Raw genomic sequence first — 16,318 nt, forward strand, 5'->3', positions numbered from 1 at the left:
TCCCTCAGCCTAGGAAAGTTCCGGCCCCGGCCCACTCCAGGGCGGCCGTGGGGAGCACTCCCAGGAGCAAGGTCACGGCGACGCCCAGCGTGATCGCCACCGTGGTCATCGGGCCGGGGAGGCTGACGGTCGGTCCGTCCGGGGCGGGGTCCGAGAAGTACATGAGCACGATCACGCGCAGGTAGAAGAACGCGGCGATCGCGCTGCAGACCAGGCCCACGATGACCAGCGGCGCCATGCCGTCGGCGAGACCCGCCGAGAACACCGCGAACTTCGCGGTGAACCCGCTGGTCAGCGGCACGCCGGCGAGCGCGAGGAGGCAGAACGACAGGGACGCCGCGACCACCGGGGACCGTTGCGCGAGGCCCGCGTACCCCGAGAGGTGACCGGCCTCGCCGTCGCCGCCGCGCACGAGCGAGACCAGGCCGAGGATCGCGATCGTCGTGAAGCCGTAGGCCAGGAGGTAGAACAGCGTGCCGGACAGCCCGGCCGGGGTGATCGCGAGGCAGCCGATCAGCAGGAAGCCGGCGTGGGCCACCGAGGAGTAGGCCACCATGCGCTTGAGATCGGTCTGCGTGATCCCGAGCACGGTGCCGATCACCATCGACGCGATCGCGACGGCCCACAGCACCCCGCGCCACTCCAGCGCCGTGGTGCCGAAGGCCACCGTGAACACGCGCAGGATCGCGCCGAACGCGGCGACCTTGGTGCAGGCGGCCATGAACGCGGTCACGGCCGTCGGGGCGCCCTGGTAGACGTCGGGGGTCCACGTGTGGAACGGCCCCACCGAGGCCTTGAACATCAGGCCGACCACGATGAGCGCCAGCCCGCCGAAGAGCAGGGTGTCCGAGCGCAGCGGGCCCGCCGCCGCCGCGGCGATGTCGGAGAGCCGCACGGAGCCGGCGTAGCCGTAGAGCAGGGCGACGCCGTAGATGAAGAACGCGGACGCGAACGCCCCGAGCAGGAAGTACTTGACCGCCGACTCCTGCGACAGCAGCCGCCGGCGCCGGGCGAGCCCGCACAGCAGGTACAGCGGCAGGCTGAGCACCTCGAGGGCCACGAACATCGTGATGAGGTCGTTCGCGGCGCAGAACGCCAGCATGCCCAGCAGGGCGAAGAGCACGAACGGGAAGACCTCGGTGTGCATCTCCGGCGCCGGGCCGCCGTCGCCGGAGCCCGTGCCGCCGCGGGAGCCGCCCGCGCCCGGCCGTCCGGTGTCGGACCCGCCGCCGGCGAGGGCGCCGACGCGGTCGCGGGCCGCGGCGAGCGCCTCGGGGTCGGGCAGGAACACCCCGCCCGGCTCGATCGAGCGGTCGGCCAGCAGCAGCACCGACGGGATCGCCAACGCGAGCAGCGTGCCCCACAGGAACAGGCTCGGGGCGTCGACGGAGATCGCCCCGGCGAGGACGACGACGTCCGCCGCCCCCGTCGTCGCCCGGACGATCACCGCGGCGAGCGCGAGGACCACGACGGCCAGGGTGACCGCGAGCTGGACCGGGCGGCGCCGGTGGTGCGGGAGGACGGTCTCGATCAGCACCGACACGATCGCGCCCACGAAGAGGATCAGCAGCGGCGCGAGGGCCGCGTAGTCGACGCCGAGGGCGGCGGCGGTGATCTGGCTGGGGACACCCATCAGCGGGCCACTCCGTTCGGGCCGACCGGGTCGGCCACGCCGACCTCGCTCATCGTGGCGGAGACCGCCGGGTTGATGACGTCGAGCAGGGGCTGCGGGAAGAAGCCGAGCAGGAAGATCAGCAGCACCAGCGGCGCCAGCACGCCGATCTCCCGGCCGGACAGGTCACCGAAGCGTGCCCGGCGCGCCGCGTCGGGCGGGTCCGTGTCGACGGTGTCGGAGAACCCCGGGCCGCCGGCCAGCGCCCGCGCGGTGGCCGCCCCCGGGCCACCGCCGACGACGGCCTCGCCGCGCAGCGGGCCGGTCATCGTGCGCTGGTAGACCCAGAGCACGTAGAGCGCGGCGAAGATGATCCCGACGGTGGCGATCACGGTGTAGACCGGCTCGCGCGGCCAGGAGCCGATGAGCACCAGGAACTCGGAGACGAACGAGTTCGTGCCCGGCAGCGACAACGTGGTCAGACCGGCCAGGAGGAAGAGGCCGGCGAGCACCGGCGCGATCTTCCCGACGCCGCCGTAGTCGGCGATCTGCGTGGACCCGCCGCGCGCGGCGAGCATGCCGACGACGAGGAAGAGCATCGCCGTCGAGATGCCGTGGTTGACCATGTAGAGCGCCGAGCCCGCGACGGCCTGCTGCGAGAAGGCGAAGATCCCCAGCCCGATGAACCCGAAGTGGGCGATCGAGGTGTAGGAGACGAAGCGCTTCATGTCGGTCTGCATGGCGGCGAGCAGCGCGCCGTAGAGCACGCCGATCACCGAGAGCACGAGCACCAGCGGCGCCAGGGTCTGCGAGGCCAGCGGGAACAGCGGCAGGCAGTAGCGCAGGAACCCGAAGACGCCGACCTTGTCCAGGACGCCGACCAGGATCACGCCGCCGCCGATCGGGGCCTGCGCACCGGCGTCGGGCAGCCACGTGTGGAGCGGCACCAGCGGTGCCTTGATCGCGAACGCGGCGAAGAACCCGAGGAACAGGAGGATCTGCGTCGACTCCGGCAGCTGGGCCGCGAGGCGCTGCAGCTCCGCCCAGTCGAACGTGGCCGCGCCCAGACGGGTGCCGCTCGCGACGTAGATCCCGATCACCGAGCCGAGCATGATCAGCCCGCCGAGGAACGAGTACAGGAAGAACTTGACCGCCGCGTACTGCCGCCGGGCCCCGCCGAAGCGCCCGATGATGAAGTACATCGGGACGAGCATGACCTCGAACATCACGTAGAAGACGAAGACGTCGGTGGCGGCGAACAGGGCCACCAGCACACCCTGCAGCGACAGCATCAGCGCGACGAAGCCGCCCGCGCCGCGGGGCTCGCCCTCGGGACCGTCGGGGAACCGCTCGGCCGCGGACGTGAAGGACGTGTACGCGATGACGATCGGGACGAGCACCGCCAGCAGCGCGATCATCGCGAGGGCGATGCCGTCGAGCCCCAGCGAGAACGACACCCCGAAGGCGGGGATCCACTCCACCGAGGACTCACCCTGGAAGCGCGTCGGCGCGCTGGGGTCGAACAACCCCCACACGACGGCGACCAGGACCAGCTCGACGAGGGACACCCCGAAGCCCAGCGACTTCGCCGACGCGTCGCGGCCGCCCTTGACCAGGGCGCCGCACACCGCCGCCCCCAGCAGGGGCAGCAGGACGAGGACGATCACGAGGGCGCTCACGGCAGCGCCACCGCCAGCAACGCCGCGACCAGCACGAGCGAGCCTCCCAGCATCGTCAGCGCGTACGAGCGCACGAATCCGGTCTGGGCGCGCCGGGCCCGGCCCGACGCCCCGCCGAGCAGGGCGGCGGTGCCGTTGACGGCCCCGTCCACCCCGCGGTTGTCGAGGTAGACCAGCGCGCGGGACAGCCAGAGGCCGGGCCGCGCGACGAGCCCCTCGTTGATCGCGTTGGCGTAGAGGTCGGCGCGGGCGGCCCGCACCGGCAGCGACACCCGCTGCGGACGCTCCACCGGCACCGGCTTCCGGCCGACCGTGAGGTAGGCGATCCCGACGCCGAGGAGCATGAGCACCGTCGCGATGCCGGGGACGAGCCCCGTCGGGATGACGGCCTCCTCGACCTCACGCAGCGGGCCGATCGACGGCTCGAGCCAGCCGCCGAGGCGCTCCCCGACGACCAGGAACGCACCGGCACCGACCGAGCCGACGGCCAGCACGATCATCGGCACCGTCATCGAGGCCGGCGACTCGTGCGGGTGGTAGTGCTCCGGGGACCCGTGGCCGGGCTCCGGGTGCTGCGGGGCCGCCTCGCTCTCCAGCGACGGGTCCCACGGGGCCGCCCGCGGGGTGAGCGAGCGCCACCGCTCCGGGCCGAAGAAGGTCATGAGCATCAGGCGCGTCATGTAGAAGGCGGTGAGTCCGGCCGCCAGGAGCGCCGCGCCGCCCAGCAGCCACCCGCGCACGGGCGGCCCGCCCAGGGCGGCCTCGATGATGAGGTCCTTCGAGTAGAAGCCGGACAGGAACGGGAACCCGATCAGGGCCAGGTAGCCGAGCGTGAACGTGGCGAAGGTGACCGGCATGTGCCGCCACAGCCCGCCGAACCGGCGCATGTCGGTCTCGTCGGCCATGCCGTGCATCACCGACCCGGCCCCGAGGAAGAGCCCGGCCTTGAAGAAGCCGTGGGTCAGCAGGTGGGCGAGACCGGCCGCGTAACCGATCGGGCCGAGCCCGACGGCGAGCATCATGTAGCCGATCTGGCTCACCGTGGAGTAGGCCAGGACCTTCTTGATGTCGTCGTAGGCGCAGCCGACGATCGCGCCGATGAGCAGCGTGACCGCTCCGACGATGGTCACGACGAGCTGGCCGGTCGGCGTGAGGTCGTAGATCGGGTGCGTGCGGGCGACCAGGTAGACACCCGCCGTCACCATCGTGGCGGCGTGGATGAGGGCCGAGACCGGGGTCGGGCCCTCCATCGCGTCGGGGAGCCACGCCTGCAGCGGGAACTGACCCGACTTGCCGCAGGCCCCGAGCAGGAGCAGCAGGGCCACGGCGGTGATCGCCCCGGGCGAGAGCTCCCCGGCGCGGGCGAAGACCTCGGTGTACTGCGTCGTGCCCAGCTGCGCGAACAGGATGAAGATCGCGAGGGCGAGCCCGACGTCGCCGACCCGGTTCATCAGGAAGGCCTTCTTCGCCGCGGACGCCGCGAGCGGGCGCTGCACGTAGAAGCCGATGAGCAGGTACGACGCGAGGCCCACGCCCTCCCACCCGAGGTAGAGGGTGAGGAAGCCGTTGCCGAGGACCAGCACGAGCATCGACGCGACGAACAGGTTGAGCATCGCGAAGAACTTGCGCCGGTTCTCGTCATGGGCCATGTAGCCCACCGAGTAGATGTGGATCAGCGACCCGACGCCGGTGATGAGCAGCACGAACGTCAGCGACAGCGGGTCCAGGCGCAGCCCGAACTCCACCGACAACGAGCCGGAGGCGAACCACTCGTAGAGCGGCAGCTCGCGCACCCGCTCCTCGCCCGGCAGGGCGAGCGCGGACACGAACAGCACGACGCCGTAGACGAACGAGGCCAGCACCGTGGCGGTGCCGAGCAGGTGGCCCCAGCGGTCGGTGCGCCGGCCGCCGAGGAAGAGCACCGCGGCGCCCAGGGCCGGCAGCGCGACCAGGAGCCAGGCAGCGGTGCCGGCTCCCGTCGCCTCGGCCACGGGGGGCAACTCGGTGAGCATCGCGGTATTCACGGAGCTCCCGTCAGTACTTGAGGAGGTTCGCGTCGTCGACCGAGGCGGTCCGGCGCGTGCGGAAGATGGCCATGATGATCGAGAGGCCGACGACGACCTCCGCTGCGGCGACGACGATGACGAACAGGGCCATGACCTGCCCGTCGAGGTTGCCGTTGATCCGGGAGAAGGTCACCAGCGACAGGTTCGTGGCGTTGAGCATGAGCTCGACGCACATGAACACGACGATCGCGTTGCGCCGGACCAGCACGCCGACCGTGCCGATCGCGAAGAGCAGGGCGGAGAGCAGCAGGTAGTTCGTGGGGCTCACGCCTGGCTCCCCGTGACGCGGTGTCCGTGGTCGGTGTGCGCCGACGCGTCGTGCTCGTCGCCGGCGTGCGCCAGCTCGGTCTGGTGGCCGAGGCGCTCGCGGGCGGTCGCCTCGATGATCTCGGAGAGCGACTCGGGGGCGACGGAGCCGTCCGGCAGCAGCGCCGGGGTGGCGACCGAGTCCGCCGTCGCGAAGACGCCGGGACCCGAGCGCGAGCCGTACTTCTCCAGCGGGCCCTGCAGGCGGGCGACGACGCGCTCGCGCTGGCTCGCGGTCTGGCGCTTCGCCCGGCCCGCGAAGGTGTAGACGACCGCGCCGAGCGTGCCGACGACGATCAGCGCCGAGGCGAGCTCGAGGGCGGCGACGTAGCGGGTGAACACCAGCAGACCGATGCCGCCGGTGTTCTGGGTGGGCAGCGTCGCGCCGACCACGCTCGCGGTGACCGACCGCGCCACCGCGCCGACGAGCAGCCCGGCGATGCCGACGCCCAGGATCGCGGCGGCCACGCGCTGGCCGCGCAGCACCTCGACCACCGAGTCGGAGGCGTCCCGGCCGACCATCATCAGCACGAAGACGAACAGCATCATGATCGCGCCGGTGTAGACGATGATCTGGGTGAAGCCCAGGAACGGCGCCGACTGGACCATGTAGAGGAAGCCGAGCGAGAGCATCGTCAGCACGAGCCACAGGGCGGAGTGCACGGCGTTGCGGGCGAACACCATGCCCAGGCCGCCGGCGAGGGCGATCGGGCCGAGGATCCAGAACCCGATGGCCTCGCCGATCGAGGTGGTCATCGCTTCTCCTCCGGGGCCTTCCCGACGAGGGCCGCGCCCGGGAGGGCGTTCGCCCCGGCGCGGTTGTCGGTGTCGAGATCGTCGGCCCCGGCCTGGTCGCGGCCGCGCCGCGCCATCTCCGGGCCCTGCACGTAGTAGTCCTGCTCGTCGTCCCCGAGGCGCATGGGGTGCGGCGGCTGCTCCATGCCGGGCAGCAGCGGCGCCAGCAGCATGTCCTTGGTGTAGATCAGATCCTGGCGGTCGTCGTCGGCGAGCTCGTACTCGTTCGTCATCGTCAGCGACCGCGTCGGGCACGCCTCGATGCAGAGCCCGCAGCCGATGCAGCGCAGGTAGTTGATCTGGTAGATCGCGCCGTAGCGCTCCCCGGGCGAGAACCGCGCCTCGGGCGTGTTGTCCCCGCCCTCGACGTAGATCGCGTCGGCGGGGCACGCCCAGGCGCAGAGCTCGCAGCCGACGCACTTCTCGAGGCCGTCCGGGTGCCGGTTGAGCTGGTGGCGGCCGTGGTAGCGCGGCGCGGTCACCTTCTTGACCAGCGGGTACTCCTCGGTGACCACCTTCTTGAACATCGTCGAGAAGGTGACGCCGAAGCCGGCGATGCCGTCGAACATGCCCATCAGGCGTCCTCCTTCTGTCCCGTGCCCACCGCGGCCGTCTCCTTTGACGAGCCCGAGGACACCGCGCGGCGCCGCCGCGGGGGGCTCGACGGCACGGTGAGGTCCAGCGGCGGGACGGGGTAGTTCCCGACGACGGGTGGCTCGGCCGTGTCCTCGTCGTCCTCGGTGCGGTCGGGCAGCATCAGCGCGACCACGATCGCGACGACGATCACGACCGCGCCGATCATCAGCACCACCGGCGCCGAGATCGTGCCGAACTCGTTGCGCAGGACGCGGAGGACCGCGATCGCGATCAGCCACACGAGGCTGACCGGGATCAGCACCTTCCAGCCGAGGCGCATGAACTGGTCGTAGCGCTGGCGGGGCAGCGTGCCGCGCAGCCAGATGTAGACGAAGAGGAACACGAACATCTTCGTGATGAACCAGACGACCGGTAGCCAGCCCTCGTTGACCCCGGGGATCAGCGAGAGGGGCCACGGGGCCATCCAGCCGCCGAGGAAGAGCGTCGTGGCCACCGCGGAGAGGGTGACCATGTTGACGTACTCGGCGAGGAAGAAGAGCGCGAACTTCAGCGACGAGTACTCGGTGTGGAAGCCGCCGACCAGCTCGGACTCGGCCTCGGGGAGGTCGAAGGGCGCCCGGTTCGTCTCCCCGACCATCGAGATCGCGAAGACGATGAAGCTGACCGGCAGGAGCCAGATGTACCAGCCCCCCTGCTGCGCCGAGACGATGTCGGCGGTCGACAGCGAGCCCGCGTAGAGCACGACGCCGATGATCGAGATGCCGAGCGCCAGCTCGTAGGAGATGACCTGCGCGGCGCTGCGGAGGCTACCGAGCAGCGGGTACGGCGACCCGGACGCCCAGCCCGCCAGCACGATCCCGTAGACGCCGATCGAGGAGCAGGCCAGCACGACGAGGATGCCGACCGGCAGGTCCGCGACCTGCAGCGCCGTGCGCTCCCCGAAGATCGAGACCTCGGGGCCGAGCGGGATCACGGCGAAGGCGACGAAGGCCGGGATCGTCGAGATCACCGGCGCGATGAAGAAGACCGCCTTGTCCGCGAGGACCGGCCGGATGTCCTCCTTGAACGCCAGCTTGAGCCCGTCGGCGAGGGACTGGAGCAGGCCGAACGGCCCGTTCCAGTTCGGCCCGGGCCGCTGCTGCATGCGCCCGACGACCCGGCGCTCCAGCCAGATCATGAACAGCGTCATGAAGACCAGCAGCGCGAAGACCGCGACGACCTTGACGATCGTCAGCCAGATCGGGTCGTCCGCGATCAGCGCCTGCGTGTACCCGGGGGTCCCGGGCGGGGGGAGCGGGTTCACCGCGGGTCTCCGTTCCCGACGACGGACGGGGTCACCTCGACGAGGTCCCCGTGGCGCAGCCCGAGGCCGGCCAGGGTGACGACCCCGCCGGCGACCGGGACGTGGGAGGGCGCCCACACCGTGTCGGTCGGCAGGTCGGCGAGCTCCACGACGAGGTCGAACGCGTCCCCGAGGCGGGCGGACCCGCCGGGCACGAGCCCGAGCCGCTCGGCCGTGTCGGCGGCGACCCGGAGTCGGGCCGGCCGGGCCGTGCCGGGCAGGTCGTTCTCCTCGGCCAGCAGGGAGCCGCCGTCGATCAGCTGGCGCCAGGTGGCGAGCCGGACCCGGGGGCCGTCGGTCAGCGGTGCGCCACTGCTGACGTCGGACGTCAGCGGTGCGCCACCGCTGACGTCGCCGGGAGCGTCGGCCGGGGCCGACGGCCGGGTCGCCGGGGTCGACGGCGTGACCGCCGCCGTGCCCAGCTCGGCGAGCTCCGCCGCGGCGGCCTGCGGGGTCTGGGTGAACAGGTCGACGTCCATCTCGACGGCGAGCGAGTCCAGCACCCGGCAGTCCGGCAGCGTCACCGCGGCCGTGCCGCCGACGCGCCCGGAGCCACCCTGGCCGGGGTCGATCGTCGTCGCGAAGGGCCGGTCGCGCCCCTCCCAGTTGCGGTAGGTGCCGCTGCGGTTGACCGCGGGCGCCACCGGCAGCACGACGTCGGCGTGCTCGGTCACCTCGGAGAGCACCTGCTCCAGCGAGATCACCACGTCGGCCTCGGCGAGCGCGGCGCGGGCGAGCTCGGGGTCGGGCAGGTCGGCCGGGTCGACGCCGCCGACCACCAGGCCGGCCAGCGCCCCGTCGCGCGCGGCGGTGAGGATGGCCGTGAGGTCACGACCGGGCTCGGCGGGCAGGGACGGCACGCCCCAGACCTCGGCGACCGCCTCGCGGGCGTCGGCGTCGTCGACGCGGCGCGCACCGGGCAGCAGCGTCGGCAGCGCGCCGGCGTCCACCCCGCCGCGCTCACCGGCCCGCCGGGGCACCCAGGCGATCCGCGCGCCGGAGCGGGCGCCGAGCTCGCTGACCGCGGTCAGCAGGCCGGGCACCTCCGCGGCGCGCTCGCCGACCAGCACCACGGCGCCCGGCTCGGCCAGGGCCGCCGCGAGGTCGTCGGGCAGGTCGGCCAGGGCCGCGGCCTCCGCGCCGGGCACGGCGCCCAGGAGGTGGCCGCCGGTCTTCGCGACGGCGGGCGTGGTCCAGCTGCCCACGTGCACCACGCGGGTGCCGTGGCGGGACGCCTTGCGCAGCCGGAGGAAGACGATGGGCGACTCCTCCTCGGGGTCGAACGCCACGCACAGCACGGTGCGGGCGGCCTCGAGGTGGGCGTACGAGACGTGGCTGGGCGCGACGCCCGCGACGTGGCCCGCGAGGAACGCCAGCTCCTCGTCGGAGTGTGCGCGGGCCCGCTGGTCGACGTCGTTGGTCCGCAGCGCCAGGCGGGCGAACTTCGCGTAGGCGTAGGCGTCCTCGACGGTCAGGCGACCGCCGGGCAGCACGCCGACGCCGCGCTTCGGCGCCAGCTCCTCGCCGTCCGCACCGGTCCGCGCGGCGCCCCCGCCGTCGCGGGCGGCGGTGAGCAGGGCGGCGGCCCGCTCCAGCGCGTCCACCCAGGAGACCGGCGTGAGCACGCCGTCCTCGCGCACCATCGGCTGCAGCACCCGCTGCGGCGAGGTCGGGTAGCGGAACGCGAAGCGGCCCTTGTCGCAGAGCCACTCCTCGTTGACCGCCCGGTCCTCGCCGGCCAGCACGCGGGTGACGCCGCCGCGGCGCCAGTCACGGCGGGTCGAGCAGCCCGACGCGCAGTGCTCGCACTGGCCCGGCGTCGAGACCAGGTCGAAGGGCCGGGAGCGGAAGCGGTAGGAGGCGCTGGTGAGCGCCCCGACCGGGCAGATCTGGATGGTGTTGCCGGAGAAGTAGGACTGGAACTCCTCGCCCTCGCCCCAGGCCGTCTCCTCGGTGCCGATCTGCTGGTGCGCGCCGCGCTCGAGGAGCTCGATGAACGGGTCGCCGGCGATCTGGTCGGAGAACCGGGTGCAGCGCTGGCAGAGCACGCAGCGCTCGCGGTCGAGCAGCACCTCGTCCGAGATCGGCAGGGGCTTCTCGAAGGTCCGCTTGTGCTCGTGGAACCGCGACTCGGCCCGCCCCGAGGACATCGCCTGGTTCTGCAGGGGGCACTCGCCGCCCTTGTCGCAGATCGGGCAGTCCAGCGGGTGGTTGATCAGCAGCAGCTCCATGACGCCCTGCTGCGCCTTGTCGGCGACCGCGCTGGTCACCTGCGTCTTCACCACCATGCCGTCGGCGACGGTCATGGTGCAGCTGGCCTGCGGCTTCGGCATGGGCCGGCCGCCCATCTCGACCTCGACCAGGCACTGGCGGCACGCGCCGGCGGGCTCGAGGAGGGGGTGGTCGCAGAACCGCGGCACGACGATGCCGAGGCGCTCACAGGTCCGGATGAGGATCTCGCCCTTCGGCGCGTCGACGGTCGTGCCGTCGATCGTCAGCCGGACGTGACCCTCGGGGACCGGGGGCGCCTCCTGCTCGGGGGCCTGTGTCATCTCAGTGCGCTCCGGCGAGAACTCGGTCCGAGGAGGCCTGCTGCGCGGAGCAGAGGTCCAGGAACTCCTGGCGGAAGTACTTGATGCCGCTCGTGATCGGCGAGACGGCCCCGTCGCCCAGGGCGCAGAACGAGCGGCCCAGGACGTTGGAGCAGACGTCGAGGAGGGTGTCGATGTCCTCCTCGGTGCCCTGCCCGTCGTTCATGCGGCGCAGGATGCCGGCGAGCCAGTAGTTGCCCTCGCGGCACGGCGTGCACTTGCCGCAGGACTCGTGCTCGTAGAACTCGGTCCACTTCATGACCGCCCACGGGACGCTGACCGTCTCGTTGAAGATCATCACGGCGGTGGTGCCGAGCATCGAGCCGGCCTCCGCGGCGCCCTCGAAGTCCAGCGGGACGTCGAGGTGCTCGGCGGTGAACAGCGGCGTGGACGAGCCACCCGGCGTCCAGAACTTGAGCGGGATGCCGTCCTTCATGCCGCCGGCCATCTCGAGCAGCTCGCGCAGCGTGGTGCCCAGCGGCGCCTCGTACTGGCCGGGCCGCTCGACGTGCCCGGACAACGAGTAGATCTTCGGCCCGGGCGAGCGCTCGCGGCCCATCGTCCGGAACCACTCCTTGCCACCCGCGACGATCGACGGGACGGTCGCGATGGTCTCGACGTTGTTGACCACCGTCGGCGCCGCGTAGAGACCCGCCGTCGCCGGGAACGGCGGCTTGAGCCGCGGCTGGCCGCGCCGACCCTCGAGGGAGTCGAGCAGCGCGGTCTCCTCGCCGCAGATGTAGGCGCCGGCGCCGGCGTGGACCACGATGTCGAGGTCGAAGCCGCTGCCGTGGATGTCCTTCCCGAGGTGGCCCGCCTCGTAGGCCTCCTTGACCGCGAAGTGCAGCCGCCGGATGGCGTGGACGATCTCGCCGCGGATGTAGATCGCGCAGAAGTTCGCGCGGATCGCGTAGGCCGTGATGATGCAGCCCTCGATGAGGCTGTGCGGGTCGGCCATCATCAGCGGGGTGTCCTTGCAGGTCCCCGGCTCGCCCTCGTCGGCGTTGATGACGAGGTACTTCGGCTTGAACTGCGGGGCGTCCTGCGTGGCCGGGGTCGGTTCCTCGCCGGGCTTGGGCTGCGGGATGAAGCTCCACTTCATGCCCGTCGGGAAGCCCGCCCCGCCGCGGCCGCGCAGCCCCGAGTCCTTGACCAGCGACACGATGTCGGCCGGGTCCATGGCGAACGCCTGGTGCATCGCCTCGTAGCCGCCGAGCTCCGCGTAGTGGCGCAGGGTCCACGACTCGGGCAGCAGCCACCGACGGGTGAGCACCGGCGTGAGGGGGTCGGGCCGGTGCTCCTCCGGGGTCCCGCTCGGCTCGGTCATGACGCACCTCCAGGGAGGTCGACGGCTTCGGTGGGACGGTCGGGCGACGCGTCGGGCATGGGCGGCGCGGTCCAGCCGCGCTCCTCGGCGAGCCGCGCGCCGCGCAGCGTGGCCTCGTCGGCGCTGGGGCCGGCGTTGGCCTCGGCGCCGCCGACCTCGGGCTCGTCGAAGAACCCGGCGAGCAGCAGCTCGATGCGGCGGAAGTCGGTCAGCGGGGCGCCGCGGGTCGGGTGCGGCCGCTCGCCCCGCGCCAGCGCGTCGACGATCTCGCGCGCCGAGTCCACCGTCTGCCGGTCGAAGAACTCGTAGTTCACGGTGAGCACGGGCGCGAGGTCGCACGCGGCGAGGCACTCGGCGTGCTCGATCGTCAGGCTGCCGGGGGTGCCGGGCTCGCCCGCGGTCTGCTCGTGGCCGATCCCGCCGAGCCGCTCGCGCACCGCGGCGTAGATGTCGTCGCCGCCCAGGGCCGCGCACAGCGTGTTGGTGCAGACGCTGACCAGGTGCTCGCCGACCGGCTCGCGCTTGTACATCGTGTAGAACGTCGCGACCGCCGAGACCTCGGCGGGCGTGATGTCGAGGATCTCGGCGCAGAACGCGACCCCGGCCCGGCTCACGTGGCCCTCCACGTACTGCACGAGGTGCAGCAGCGGCAGCAGCGCCGAGCGCGGCTCCGGGTAGCGCATGACGATGGCCGCGGCCCGCTCGCGCTGGCCGTCGAACACCGAGGTGTCGACCTCGTTCACGGTGGACGTCATCGGTCACAGCCCCCCATCACGGGGTCGAGACTCGCGAGCGCGGCGATGACGTCCGAGAGCAGCCCGCCCTCGCACATCGCCGGCGCCGCCTGGAGGTTGACGAAGCTGGGTTCCCGCAGGTGGACCCGCAGCGGACGGGTGCCGCCGTCGGAGACGAGGTGGGCGCCGAGCTCGCCGCGGGGCGACTCGATCGGCACGTACGCCTGCCCCGGCGGGACCTTGAAGCCCTCGGTGACCAGCTTGAAGTGGTGGATCAGGGACTCCATCGACTGCCCCATGATCTGGCGGACGTGCTCGAGGGAGTTGCCCATGCCGTCGGCGCCGATGGAGAGCTTGGCCGGCCACGCGATCTTCGCGTCACCCACCATCACGGGACCGGGCTCGAGGGCCTCGACGCACTGCCGGACGATCCGCAGCGACTGGTGCATCTCCTCGACCCGCAGCTTGTACCGGGCGAAGGAGTCGGCGGCGGTCTCGGTGGGGACCTCGAAGTCGTACTGCTCGTAGCCGAGATAGGGGTCGACCTTGCGCAGGTCCCAGGCGAGGCCCGCCGAGCGCAGGATCGGGCCGGTCACGCCGAGGGACAGGCAGCCGTCCAGCGGCAGGTAGCCGACGCCGACGAGACGCTGCTGCCAGATCGCGTTACCGGTGAGCAGCTGGTGGAAGCCGGGCAGGCGCGAGTCCATCACGTCGCAGAACTCGAGGATGCGCTTCTCCGCGCCCTCGGGGAGGTCCTGGACGACGCCGCCGGGGCGGATGAACGCGTGGTTCATCCGCAGCCCGGTGAGGAACTCGAGCAGGTGCAGGACCTCCTCGCGCTCGCGGAACCCGTTGGTCATGCCGGTGAGCGCGCCGAGCTCCATGCCGCCGGTGGCGAGCGCGACGAGGTGCGAGCCGATCCGGTTGATCTCCATGAGGAGCACCCGGATGACCTGCGCGCGCGTCGGCGCCTCGACGCCGAGCAGGCGCTCGACCGACATGCAGTACGCGGCCTCGGTGAACAGCGGCGAGAGGTAGTCCGCGCGCGTCACGAACGTGACGCCCTGGGTCCAGGTGCGGTACTCGCAGTTCTTCTCGATGCCGGTGTGCAGGTAGCCGATGACCAGCCGCACGTCGGTCACGGTCTCGCCGGAGACCTCCATGACCAGGCGGAGCACACCGTGCGTCGAGGGGTGCTGCGGCCCCATGTTGATGACGATGCGCTCGTCGCCGGAGGACTCGTCGACCAGCTCGTCCCAGTCGCCACCGGTGACGGTGTAGACGGTGCCCTCGGTGGTCTCGCGCGAGGAGGCGGCGTAGGGGTCGGTGAGGGTGTCGTCGATGTCGGTCACGTGTACGCCCTCCGCTGGTCGGGCGGCGGGATCTCGGCGCCCTTGTACTCGACCGGGATGCCGCCCAGCGGGTAGCTCTTGAGCTGGGGGTGGCCGTTCCAGTCGTCCGGCATGAGGATCCGGGTCAGGCTCGGGTGGCCGTCGAAGACGATGCCGAACATGTCCCAGGTCTCGCGCTCGTGCCAGTCCGCCGTCGGGTAGACCGACACGAGCGAGGGGCAGCGCGCGTCGTCGACGTCGAGGCAGACCTCGAGCCGCAGCCGCCGCCGGTAGGTCATCGAGAGCAGCTGCACGACGACGTGCAGCTGCTGCGGCACGTCCTCGCCGTAGTCCACCCCGGACACCCCGGAGCAGAACTCGAAGCGCAGCGCCTGGTCGTCGCGCAGCAGGGTCGCCAGCGTCGCCAGGTGCTCGCGGGCGACGTACCAGGTCATCTCGCCGCGGTCGACGGTCACCTGGGGCACGGCCTCGTCGAACGCGACGAGGCCCGCCTCCTCGAGGGCCGCAGCGGTCTCGTCGACGACCTCGTCGAACCAGCCGCCGTACGGCCGCTCGGCCGGGGCCGGCGCGTAGGCGGGCAGCCGCAGGCCGCCGAAGCCGGACGTGTCGCCCGAGCCGTGGATGCCGAACATGCCCTCGCGGGCGCGCCCGGTCACGGTCGGCGCGTGCGGCCGGTCCTGCTCGACCGGGGAGAACGCGACCGCGCCGCGCTCGGTGTGCTCGGAGGACCCGGCCGTCGCGCCGGTCGGGCCGCTGGCGCCGCCGGTCCCGGTCGCCGGGACGCCGGGCTGCTTCTCGTCGTCCGGCATCAGGCCTTCTCCCGCCCGTACTTGACCGACGACGGCAGCAGCTCGAGCGTCTCGCCCTGCGCCCGCCGCTCGGCGGCCAGCTGCGCCCGGACCGGGCCCAGCGGCTCCTGCTGGATCTTCTGGTGCAGCTTGAGGATCGCGTCGATCAACATCTCCGGCCGCGGCGGGCAGCCGGGCAGGTACATGTCCACCGGCACGACGTGGTCGACGCCCTGCACCACCGCGTAGTTGTTGAACATGCCGCCGGAGGAGGCGCAGACGCCCATCGCGAGCACCCAGCGCGGCTCGGCCATCTGGTCGTAGATCTGGCGCAGGACCGGCGCCATCTTGTTGGTCACCCGGCCCGCCACGATCATCAGGTCGGCCTGGCGCGGGCTGGGCCGGAACACCTCCATGCCGAAGCGACCGAGGTCGTAGCGCGGGGCGCCCGACGTCATCATCTCGATCGCGCAGCAGGCCAGGCCGAAGGTGGCCGGCCAGAGCGACGCCTTGCGCGTCCAGTTCACCAGCCCCTCGACGCTGGCGAGCAGGATGCCGTTCGGCAGCTTCTCCTCGAGTCCCATCTGGCGACCTCCTAGCTCCAGTCCAGCCCGCCGCGACGCCACTCGTAGGCGTACGCGATGAGGATCGGCACGAGGAACACGAGCACGGCGGCGAGGCCGAACAGTCCGAGCGCGTCGATGTTGAGGACGTACGGGTACAGGAACACCAGCTCGACGTCGAAGAGGATGAACATCATCGCCGTCAGGTAGTAGGCGACCGGGACGCGGCCGCCGCCGACGACCGGCTGCGGGGACGGCTCGATGCCGCACTCGTAGCTGTCGAGCTTGGCGCGGTTGTAGCGGCGCGGGCCGATGTAGGGCGCCGCGGTCACGGAGAACACGGCGAACCCGGCGGCGAGCACGAACATGACGATGAGGGGGACGTACGCGGTGAGTCCCGTGCTGCCCGGCATCCGGGGGAACCTCCAGCTCTCGTGACCTGCTCGGTGGTCCGTGACACCGCTCGTCCGGTGTCCGGCGTCACCCCCGGCGGACGGACGCGACCCTACGGAGGGACGGTCGAACACCGAGGGGTGAGGGTGGCCTTAGTCCGGCCCCTGGGGACC

General features: G+C 72.1%; 14 protein-coding genes. All 14 read right to left on the reverse strand.

Translation table 11 applies throughout. The features are described from left to right. Window positions 1–4: 4 nt before the first annotated feature. The 14 genes from nuoN to LN037_RS27385 are packed head-to-tail and all read right to left on the reverse strand — an operon-like array spanning window position 5 to window position 16,165. A complete protein-coding gene (gene nuoN, locus LN037_RS27320) occupies window positions 5–1,633 on the reverse strand; it encodes an NADH-quinone oxidoreductase subunit NuoN (protein WP_230759427.1) in 1,629 nt (542 codons plus the stop codon). Then, window positions 1,633–3,291: an NADH-quinone oxidoreductase subunit M gene (locus tag LN037_RS27325; RefSeq protein WP_230759428.1), complete on the reverse strand. Its 1,659-nt coding sequence runs from the start codon at window positions 3,289–3,291 to the stop codon at window positions 1,633–1,635. The genes nuoN and LN037_RS27325 overlap by 1 nt, the downstream gene beginning before the upstream one ends. Continuing rightward, entirely contained in the window at window positions 3,288–5,303 is a 2,016-nt protein-coding gene (gene nuoL / locus LN037_RS27330) for an NADH-quinone oxidoreductase subunit L (RefSeq protein WP_230759430.1), read from the reverse strand. Before nuoL ends, LN037_RS27325 begins: the two co-directional genes overlap by 4 nt. Window positions 5,304–5,325: 22 nt before the next feature. Further along, complete coding sequence (gene nuoK, locus LN037_RS27335; protein WP_179795351.1) at window positions 5,326–5,625, reverse strand: NADH-quinone oxidoreductase subunit NuoK; 300 nt, start codon at window positions 5,623–5,625, stop codon at window positions 5,326–5,328. Then, window positions 5,622–6,419, reverse strand: coding sequence for an NADH-quinone oxidoreductase subunit J (locus tag LN037_RS27340; protein ID WP_230759432.1), 798 nt, complete (start codon window positions 6,417–6,419; stop codon window positions 5,622–5,624). The genes nuoK and LN037_RS27340 overlap by 4 nt, the downstream gene beginning before the upstream one ends. Continuing rightward, window positions 6,416–7,033, reverse strand: coding sequence for an NADH-quinone oxidoreductase subunit NuoI (nuoI, locus tag LN037_RS27345; RefSeq protein ID WP_230759433.1), 618 nt, complete (start codon window positions 7,031–7,033; stop codon window positions 6,416–6,418). The genes LN037_RS27340 and nuoI overlap by 4 nt, the downstream gene beginning before the upstream one ends. Then, window positions 7,033–8,358, reverse strand: coding sequence for an NADH-quinone oxidoreductase subunit NuoH (gene nuoH, locus LN037_RS27350; protein WP_230759435.1), 1,326 nt, complete (start codon window positions 8,356–8,358; stop codon window positions 7,033–7,035). Before nuoH ends, nuoI begins: the two co-directional genes overlap by 1 nt. Next, a complete protein-coding gene (locus tag LN037_RS27355) occupies window positions 8,355–10,949 on the reverse strand; it encodes an NADH-quinone oxidoreductase subunit G (protein WP_230759437.1) in 2,595 nt (864 codons plus the stop codon). Before LN037_RS27355 ends, nuoH begins: the two co-directional genes overlap by 4 nt. A gap of 1 nt (window position 10,950) precedes the next feature. Continuing rightward, window positions 10,951–12,315 carry an NADH-quinone oxidoreductase subunit NuoF gene (nuoF, locus tag LN037_RS27360; protein ID WP_230759439.1) on the reverse strand — a complete coding sequence of 455 codons (1,365 nt, stop codon included), beginning with the start codon at window positions 12,313–12,315 and terminating at the stop codon, window positions 10,951–10,953. After that, a complete protein-coding gene (nuoE, locus tag LN037_RS27365; RefSeq protein WP_230759441.1) occupies window positions 12,312–13,070 on the reverse strand; it encodes an NADH-quinone oxidoreductase subunit NuoE in 759 nt (252 codons plus the stop codon). Before nuoE ends, nuoF begins: the two co-directional genes overlap by 4 nt. Next, a complete protein-coding gene (locus LN037_RS27370) occupies window positions 13,067–14,401 on the reverse strand; it encodes an NADH-quinone oxidoreductase subunit D (protein ID WP_230759443.1) in 1,335 nt (444 codons plus the stop codon). The genes nuoE and LN037_RS27370 overlap by 4 nt, the downstream gene beginning before the upstream one ends. Further along, on the reverse strand, window positions 14,398–15,210 hold the full coding sequence (locus tag LN037_RS27375; RefSeq protein WP_230759445.1) for an NADH-quinone oxidoreductase subunit C: 813 nt from the start codon (window positions 15,208–15,210) through the stop codon (window positions 14,398–14,400). The genes LN037_RS27370 and LN037_RS27375 overlap by 4 nt, the downstream gene beginning before the upstream one ends. After that, on the reverse strand, window positions 15,210–15,773 hold the full coding sequence (locus tag LN037_RS27380; RefSeq protein WP_230759447.1) for a NuoB/complex I 20 kDa subunit family protein: 564 nt from the start codon (window positions 15,771–15,773) through the stop codon (window positions 15,210–15,212). Before LN037_RS27380 ends, LN037_RS27375 begins: the two co-directional genes overlap by 1 nt. A gap of 11 nt (window positions 15,774–15,784) precedes the next feature. Continuing rightward, window positions 15,785–16,165: an NADH-quinone oxidoreductase subunit A gene (locus LN037_RS27385; RefSeq protein WP_230759449.1), complete on the reverse strand. Its 381-nt coding sequence runs from the start codon at window positions 16,163–16,165 to the stop codon at window positions 15,785–15,787. Window positions 16,166–16,318: the final 153 nt, after the last annotated feature.

Origin of the sequence: Actinomycetospora soli (genome assembly GCF_021026295.1) — a bacterium.
Classification (GTDB): Bacteria; Actinomycetota; Actinomycetes; order Mycobacteriales; family Pseudonocardiaceae; genus Actinomycetospora; species Actinomycetospora soli.

Bases quoted from the DNA above. Each gene is read 5' to 3' on its own strand.
- nuoI (WP_230759433.1), bottom strand. From the start codon at position 7,033: ATGGGCATGTTCGACGGCATCGCCGGCTTCGGCGTCACCTTCTCGACG.
- LN037_RS27375 (WP_230759445.1), bottom strand. From the start codon at position 15,210: ATGCCGGACGACGAGAAGCAGCCCGGCGTCCCGGCGACCGGGACCGGC.
- nuoL (WP_230759430.1), bottom strand. From the start codon at position 5,303: ATGCTCACCGAGTTGCCCCCCGTGGCCGAGGCGACGGGAGCCGGCACC.
- LN037_RS27385 (WP_230759449.1), bottom strand. From the start codon at position 16,165: ATGCCGGGCAGCACGGGACTCACCGCGTACGTCCCCCTCATCGTCATG.
- LN037_RS27380 (WP_230759447.1), bottom strand. From the start codon at position 15,773: ATGGGACTCGAGGAGAAGCTGCCGAACGGCATCCTGCTCGCCAGCGTC.
- nuoF (WP_230759439.1), bottom strand. From the start codon at position 12,315: ATGACCGAGCCGAGCGGGACCCCGGAGGAGCACCGGCCCGACCCCCTC.
- nuoN (WP_230759427.1), bottom strand. From the start codon at position 1,633: ATGGGTGTCCCCAGCCAGATCACCGCCGCCGCCCTCGGCGTCGACTAC.
- LN037_RS27355 (WP_230759437.1), bottom strand. From the start codon at position 10,949: ATGACACAGGCCCCCGAGCAGGAGGCGCCCCCGGTCCCCGAGGGTCAC.
- LN037_RS27340 (WP_230759432.1), bottom strand. From the start codon at position 6,419: ATGACCACCTCGATCGGCGAGGCCATCGGGTTCTGGATCCTCGGCCCG.
- nuoE (WP_230759441.1), bottom strand. From the start codon at position 13,070: ATGACGTCCACCGTGAACGAGGTCGACACCTCGGTGTTCGACGGCCAG.